Source organism: Pseudomonas sp. FR229a (assembly GCF_030209115.1).
Taxonomy (GTDB): Bacteria; Pseudomonadota; Gammaproteobacteria; order Pseudomonadales; family Pseudomonadaceae; genus Aquipseudomonas; species Aquipseudomonas moraviensis_A.
In genome coordinates, this window is record NZ_JARVSP010000029.1 from 95,210 (window position 1) to 101,764 (window position 6,555).

Sequence of the window (6,555 nt, forward strand, 5' to 3'; positions counted from 1 at the left end):
AGTTCGTAAAACGCCAATGAGGCCTGATCACAGGCCTCACTTTTTCCTATCAACGGCGTGAACCGTCTCTTGCGACTGGCTTAAGCGTGCTTTTCTGCGTTGAAACCATCGGCGTTTTCAAACACCCCCATGAAGCCCGGAACAGTGGCCTCACGCGCCCAATCACGCTGCAGTTCGCAATACATCTGCACCCGGCTGATCAGTTTTGCCCCGGCCTGTTCTATCCGCCGCAATGCGGCTTCATGCGCGGCAACCGAGGTACCGCCGACCGCATCGACCGGCACGTAGACCTCATAACCTTCCTGGATCGCATCCAGCACCGGGAAGGTCAGGCACGCCTCGGTCCACAGCGCGGTCATGATCAATTTGCGTCGGCCCATGGCCTTGACCGCTTGTTTGAACTCGACGTCTTCCCAACTGTTGATCGAAGTCCGGTCGTAGGTCGGCAGATGCCCCAGCACATCCTGCAATGGCTGAATCGGCGGCTTGTTGCGCCCGGTCGCAACGTTGACCGTCGAGTGCACGATGGGCAGGTTGTAGTTGACGGCCGCCTTGGCCACGCTGGTGATGTTGAACACCAACTCATCGCGCGGCATGGAGCGGATCGAGGACACCTGGATCGGTTGGTAGTCGATGATGATCAGCGCCGCGTTTTCCGGCGACAGGAGTTGATCGGTGAGCGGGTTGCGGATCGTTTCGCTTGTCATGTGTTGCTCCTGCTTCTAGTTGTCTTTTTACGCGTAGCGAAACGTGAGAGTCCGCTTGATGGCTTGGCGGGCGCTCACTGCTTCGCTGGCGCGGGAGGATCACTTCATTCCGGACCACGGCCGTTGGCCGAGTTGTCCGGAAGCAGGATTGTGCTGTTGCGGGACTCGTCGCAGTAGTAGCATCGCGTGCGTTGCTGTGTCGCACTTTGAGGAACGCCGATTTGGATATCGAAGAGCTGCAAACCTTTGTAGAGGTCGCCGATGCGGGCGGTATATCGTCTGCTGCGATCCGGCTGGGCGTGTCCAAATCGATTGTCAGCCGCAGGCTCGCGAGGCTGGAGGCCGGGTTGGGCATTCAATTGCTGGCGCGCACGACACGTGGCGCGGCGCTTACCGAGGCTGGAACAACCTTTCGCGAGCATGCCGCCCGGGTCTGTGCCGAAATCGACCTGGCGAAGGAAACGATATTGCCTTCCGGCGCTCTCCGTGGGCGTTTGAGAATCGCCGCGCCGCTGTCCTTCGGGCCGACTCACTTCGCGCCCATGCTCGCGGAAATGGCTCGTCGTCATCCGCTGCTGCAAATACAGACCTGCTACAGCGATCGCTTCGTTGACCTGATTGCCGAAGGCTATGACTGTGCGATCCGCGTTGGCTATCTACCCGACTCCAACCTGATCGCCAGAGGCATCGGGCCGATTTTCACCAAACTCGTCGCCAGCCCCGATTACCTAAAAGCCCACGGCGAACCCGAATCGCCGCAGACGCTGGGCAACCACGAGGCGCTGATGCAAGCGACCGAAACGTGGCAATTCATGGATGGCGACAAGGTGATCTCGGTGCGTCCGCAAGGCCGCTTCAAGGCGGACAACGGGGTGGCGCTGGTCGCGGCGGCAAGAGCGGGTCTGGGTGTCGCCTATCTGCCGGATTGCCTGACTTATGAACATGTCATCTCCGGTGCGCTGGTGCCGATCATGACCCGATTCCCACCGCCGCCCGCCGGCGCCTACGTGGTCCGCCCACCCGGGCCGCATCCGGCGCGCAAGATTCACGCCCTGGCCGAACTGTTGATTGAATCGTTCGGCCGGTCACCCCATTTCGCCAAGCCTGTATCTGTGTGATACCCACCTCGGAAGAAGGACCTGTCCGATGCCAACACCTGTGCTCCATCTCTTGTGCGGCAAAATCGCTGCTGGAAAATCCACGCTGGCCCGATCATTACAGGCTGAACACTCAGCCATTCTGCTCAGCGAAGATCACTGGCTGGCCAGGCTTTACCCTGAGCAGATCAATTCGGTTGCCGACTACGTCCGCCATGCGAAGCAGATCCGTCAGGTTCTCGGCCCGCTGGTAACGGACATGCTCGCTGCGGGAGTTGCCGTGGTGCTGGACTTCCCTGCCAACACCCCGACTGACCGGCAATGGCTGCGCGGCCTCGCAGACGCCGCGCAGGTTGCTCATCGGCTGCACTACCTCGAAGTCGACGATGACACCTGCCGGCGCCGACTGCATCAGCGCAATGCACGCGCCGAACATGAGTTCGCGGCGACCGACGCCGAATTCGATCTGATCACCAGCTACTTTCGTGCCCCGGATGTTTCGGAGGGGCTGGTCGTTGAAGTTCATCGACTTCAGACCTGAAGGTGTCGGCTCGCTAATCAGGCAGTCATTTCCCGATTGATCGCAACCATCTGCTCGCGGGTGAACTCACTGTTTGGCGCCATGAATCGGGCCATCAAGGCATCACGGTTCAGCGGCGCGCGGGCCTTGTCCGCAGCTTCGAGCGCCTGCTTCAGTTCCGGCAAGGTCAGTTCGGTGCAGTAAGCCGGTGTCCCGGGTTGTTGACGCCATGAGTCCGGAAGGCTGCACGCAGCGAGCGCTGCGGATAGTAATTGGAGGTGTCGATTACCACGACTTGCTCGGGAACCTGGCTCAGCGTCTGCTTCAGATCAGGGTATCGGGCGAAAGGAATCGACAAGATGATCACGTCGACGTCCGATTCGAGTGTCAACCTGGGCAACCCAGTACGGTATCGATCCGTGCCTCTGTCAGCGATCCGGATCGCCAACAGAGGAACACCGCACGCTTGGCGAATTACTTGTGCACCAGCAGCGACTTGCGCGCTGCCTTGTCCTGCTTCATGGCGGCGATTTCCCGCTCGCACGCTTCGACATCGAACGACTTGTCCCATTTGGCGATGGCGATGGTGCCGATGCCGTTACCGATCAGGTTGGTCACGGCTCGCGCCTCGTTGAGGAAGCGGTCGATGCCCAGCAGCAACACCAGGCCCACCAGAGGTATCGAGTGAATGGTGGTGAGGGTGGCCGCGAGTGTCACAAAACCTGCTCCCGCCACACCGGCCGAGCCCTTGGACGTGAGTAGAAATACGCCGAGCAGAATCATCTGATCCATGAAGGTCAGCGGCGTGTTGGTCGCCTGGGCAATGAAAATCGCCGCCATGGTCAGGTAGATGCAGGTGCCGTCTGCGTTGAAGGTGTAGCCCGTCGGCAGGACCATGCCGACCACTGATTTCTTGCAGCCGAGCTTTTCCAGTTTGACCATCATTCGCGGCAGCACCGCTTCGGTCGAGCAGGTGCCCAGGGTGATCAGGATTTCATCCTTGAAGTAGCGCAGAAACTGCATCAACGGCATGCCCGACCATCGCGCCACCGCTCCCAGCACCACAACAATGAAAATCAACGTCGTGATATACAGCGCGACCAGCAACTGCCCCAGCGACAGCAAAGTGCCGATCCCATATTTGCCGATGGTGAACGCCATGCCAGCTCCGGCACCCAGCGGCGCCAGGCGCATGACCATCGCCACGATCTTGAACAGGCCTTGCAGGAACAGATCGATGGTGTTGATCAGCGGCTTGCTGGTTTCGCCCATTTGCACCAAGGCGACGCCCATCAGCACCGACAACAGAATCACCTGCAGCATGACGCCGTTGGAGAAGGCGCCGAGGAAAGTATGCGGAATGATATTGAGGAAGAAATCGACAGTACCGCCCTGCTCGCTCGCCGCCTGGCTGTATTTGTTGACAGCACTGCCATCGAGGGTGCCGGCGTTGATGTTCATGCCGGCGCCGGGCTTGACCACGTTGACTACGATCAGGCCGACCACCAGAGCGATGGTGGAAAGAATCTCGAAGTAGATCAGCGCTTTCACACCGATGCGACCGACCTCCTTGATACTGCCCATCTTGGCGATACCGACCACCACCGTGCCGAAAATGATCGGCGCCAGGAGCATTTTGATCAGCTTGATGAAACCGTCGGCGAACGGCTGCAGCTTGGCGCCGATGTCCGGCACGAAGTAACCGATGGCAGCACCAATGACGATGCCGATCAGCACCTGCACATAGAGCTGGCTGTACCAGCGCGATTTTGAAGTTTCCACGGAAGCACCTCATTTTATTGTTGTGGTGGGCATGTGGCTTTGGCGTCGAGGATGACGCCTGAAAGTGCGGCCTCGGCAAACGAGGCCGCAGATGAAACTGAATCAGCCCTCGCCCAATTCACGCATGACGGCATACAGCGCAGACTTGGCTTCGAAGCCGACACCCGGGATCTCCGGCAGCCCGACATAGCCGTTCTCCACGCGGATACCGTCGGCAAAACCACCGAATGGCTGGAACACGTCCGGGTACGATTCGTTGCCGCCCAAGTGCAGACCGGCGGCGATGTTCAGCGACATCTGGTGACCACCATGCGGCACGACGCGACGCGACGACCAACCCAGCTCTTCCATCACTTTCAGGGTGCGCATGTACTCGACGAGCCCGTAGGACAGCGCGCAGTCGAATTGCAGGTAATCGCGGTCAGGGCGCATGCCGCCGTGGCGCAACAGGTTGCGGGCATCCTGGTGAGAGAACAGGTTTTCGCCGGTGGCCATCGGCAGTTCGTAGTGATTGGCCAGCTCAGCCTGGAGCGCGTAATCCAGCGGGTCGCCGACTTCTTCGTACCAGAACAGGTTGTACTTCTTGATCGCTTCGGCATACGCGATACCGGTCTGCAGATCGAAGCGGCCGTTGGCGTCGACCGCCAGGCGCTGGCCGTCGCCCACCACCTCCAAGACCGCTTCGATGCGGCGGATATCTTCGTCCAGCGGCACCGCGCCGATCTTCATCTTGACCACGTCGTAGCCACGATCCAGATAGCCCTGCATTTCGGCCTTGAGTTTGCTCTGGTCCTTGCCCGGGTAGTAATAGCCACCGGCCGCATACACCCAGACCTTGTCATCGGCCACACCGTTGCGATAACGATCGGCGAGCAGGCGATACAGCGGCTTGCCTTCGATCTTCGCCACCGCGTCCCACACCGCCATGTCGATGGTGCCGACCGCTACCGAACGCTCGCCATGCCCACCGGGTTTTTCGTTGGTCATCAGGGTTTTCCAGATGGCGAACGGATCGAGGTTATTGTTCTCATGATCGATCAGGGTTTCCGGGTCGGCTTCGGTGATCCGCGCCAGAAAGCGATCGCGCATCAACGCGCCCTGACCGTAGCGACCATTGGAGTTGAAGCCGTAACCGATGACCGGTTTACCGTCGCGAATCACGTCGGTTACAACGGCGACGACCGAGCAGGTCATCTTCGAAAAGTCGATGTAGGCATTGGCGATCGGGGAAGCGATGGAGACGGTTTTTTCACGGATATCGACGATACGCATGACGGGTTCCTCTTGTTGTGGTGGCCCAACGTTATGCTTTGCGACGACACCCGCCCAATGCTATTAATGCCGCGCCCTATGCACAGGAGGCATTGCCCTTGGAACTGGTTTGGCTTGAGGATTTTTCCGCGCTGGCCGAGTACGGCAGCTTTGTCCGGGCCGCTGAAGCGCGCCATGTGACGCAGCCGGCGTTCAGTCGCCGAGTGCGTTCGCTGGAGAACTGGATGGGCGTAGAACTGTTCGTGCGCACCCCGCAAGGCGCGACATTGACCGAAGCCGGCAGGCAGATTTTGCCCAGTGCCCAGGAAGCGGCCAGACGCCTGTACCGCATGCGTTCCGAAGCACAGGAAGTGGCGGGCATGGCGGCAAAAACCTTGCAGTTCGCGGCCACTCATTCGCTGTCATTCACCTTCTTCCCGCGCTGGTTGCGCAGTGCCGAAAGGGGTGCGCCGATCGATGCGGTTCGCCTGCATTCCGACAGCATGGCCGTGTGTGAACAGATGCTGATTCATGGCCAGGTGCAGTTCCTGCTGTGCCATCGCCACCCTGACGTACCGCCGTTGCTGGCACCTGATCAGTTCATTGGCAAAAAGGTCGGCGAGGATGTGCTCATGCCGCTGGCGAGCGCTTCGGCGCAATTCGGCACTTCGCCCGAAACCCTGCCATATCTGGCCTACACCCACGAATCGGGCCTGGGCCGAATCGTCGCCCACAGGCTGCACGGCAAAGCCGATTATCTGCACTTGAAACCGCTGTTCAGCAGCCATCTGGCCGCAGTACTGATGTCGATGGCGCTGGAAAGCAAAGGCGTCGCCTGGCTGCCGAAAAGCCTGACCGAACAGGAAATGGCCGATGGACGTCTGGTCAGGGCACTGGATGAAAGCTGGGACATTCCATTGGAAATTCATCTGACTCGCCCTACGGCTCCGATCAGTCATTCGGCGGAGGAATTCTGGGCGAAGCTGGGGGATTGATCCGACCGGGCTGAAGCGCGATGGCGGTGCACAGGCGTGACGAGCGCAGGCGAAATGTTGTGTCTGGGTACGACTTGATTACGGCGGCGCGGCAACCCCTCACCCCAGCCCTCTCCCGAGGGAGAGGGAGCCGATATGGGTGCTGTTAAAATCCTGCGTTCGGCTCGGTTGCAAAGGGTCGGCGTGTTTCGGTCATTTATTGT

The 6,555-nt window shown here is 59.8% G+C and carries 7 protein-coding genes; 3 read left to right on the top strand and 4 right to left on the bottom strand.

The features are described 5' to 3' along the window. Window positions 1–80: 80 nt before the first annotated feature. The gene (locus tag QRN33_RS22965) at window positions 81–707 is read right to left on the bottom strand and encodes a hydrolase (protein WP_285410280.1); all 627 of its coding nucleotides are present in this window, start codon (window positions 705–707) and stop codon (window positions 81–83) included. 221 nt (window positions 708–928) lie between these two features. Here QRN33_RS22965 and QRN33_RS22970 point away from each other — a divergent pair, with 221 nt between their 5' ends. Both QRN33_RS22970 and QRN33_RS22975 read left to right on the top strand, forming a co-directional pair. After that, window positions 929–1,825 (top strand): LysR family transcriptional regulator, encoded by an 897-nt coding sequence (locus tag QRN33_RS22970; RefSeq protein ID WP_285410282.1) that lies wholly within the window; start codon window positions 929–931, stop codon window positions 1,823–1,825. Window positions 1,826–1,853: 28 nt separating this feature from the next. Further along, window positions 1,854–2,345 (top strand): P-loop nucleotide/nucleoside kinase family protein, encoded by a 492-nt coding sequence (locus QRN33_RS22975; protein ID WP_064361902.1) that lies wholly within the window; start codon window positions 1,854–1,856, stop codon window positions 2,343–2,345. 17 nt (window positions 2,346–2,362) lie between these two features. On the opposite strand, the gene QRN33_RS26785 is transcribed toward QRN33_RS22975, so the two are convergent. The 3 genes from QRN33_RS26785 to QRN33_RS22990 form a co-directional block, all read right to left on the bottom strand. Next, complete coding sequence (locus QRN33_RS26785) at window positions 2,363–2,509, bottom strand: hypothetical protein (RefSeq protein WP_416220751.1); 147 nt, start codon at window positions 2,507–2,509, stop codon at window positions 2,363–2,365. Window positions 2,510–2,798: 289 nt separating this feature from the next. Continuing rightward, window positions 2,799–4,106: a C4-dicarboxylate transporter DctA gene (dctA, locus tag QRN33_RS22985; protein WP_285410283.1), complete on the bottom strand. Its 1,308-nt coding sequence runs from the start codon at window positions 4,104–4,106 to the stop codon at window positions 2,799–2,801. 102 nt (window positions 4,107–4,208) lie between these two features. Further along, on the bottom strand, window positions 4,209–5,378 hold the full coding sequence (locus tag QRN33_RS22990; RefSeq protein WP_285410284.1) for a mandelate racemase/muconate lactonizing enzyme family protein: 1,170 nt from the start codon (window positions 5,376–5,378) through the stop codon (window positions 4,209–4,211). A gap of 98 nt (window positions 5,379–5,476) precedes the next feature. Between QRN33_RS22990 and QRN33_RS22995 the strand changes: the two genes are divergently transcribed. Continuing rightward, window positions 5,477–6,352, top strand: a complete 876-nt coding sequence (locus tag QRN33_RS22995; protein ID WP_064361906.1) for a LysR family transcriptional regulator — start codon at window positions 5,477–5,479, stop codon at window positions 6,350–6,352. The last annotated feature ends 203 nt before the right edge of the window (window positions 6,353–6,555 follow it).

Excerpts from the sequence above, each read along its gene's own strand:
- QRN33_RS22975 (WP_064361902.1), top strand. The coding sequence starts at position 1,854 with ATGCCAACACCTGTGCTCCATCTCTTGTGCGGCAAAATCGCTGCTGGA.
- QRN33_RS22965 (WP_285410280.1), bottom strand. The coding sequence starts at position 707 with ATGACAAGCGAAACGATCCGCAACCCGCTCACCGATCAACTCCTGTCG.
- QRN33_RS22990 (WP_285410284.1), bottom strand. The coding sequence starts at position 5,378 with ATGCGTATCGTCGATATCCGTGAAAAAACCGTCTCCATCGCTTCCCCG.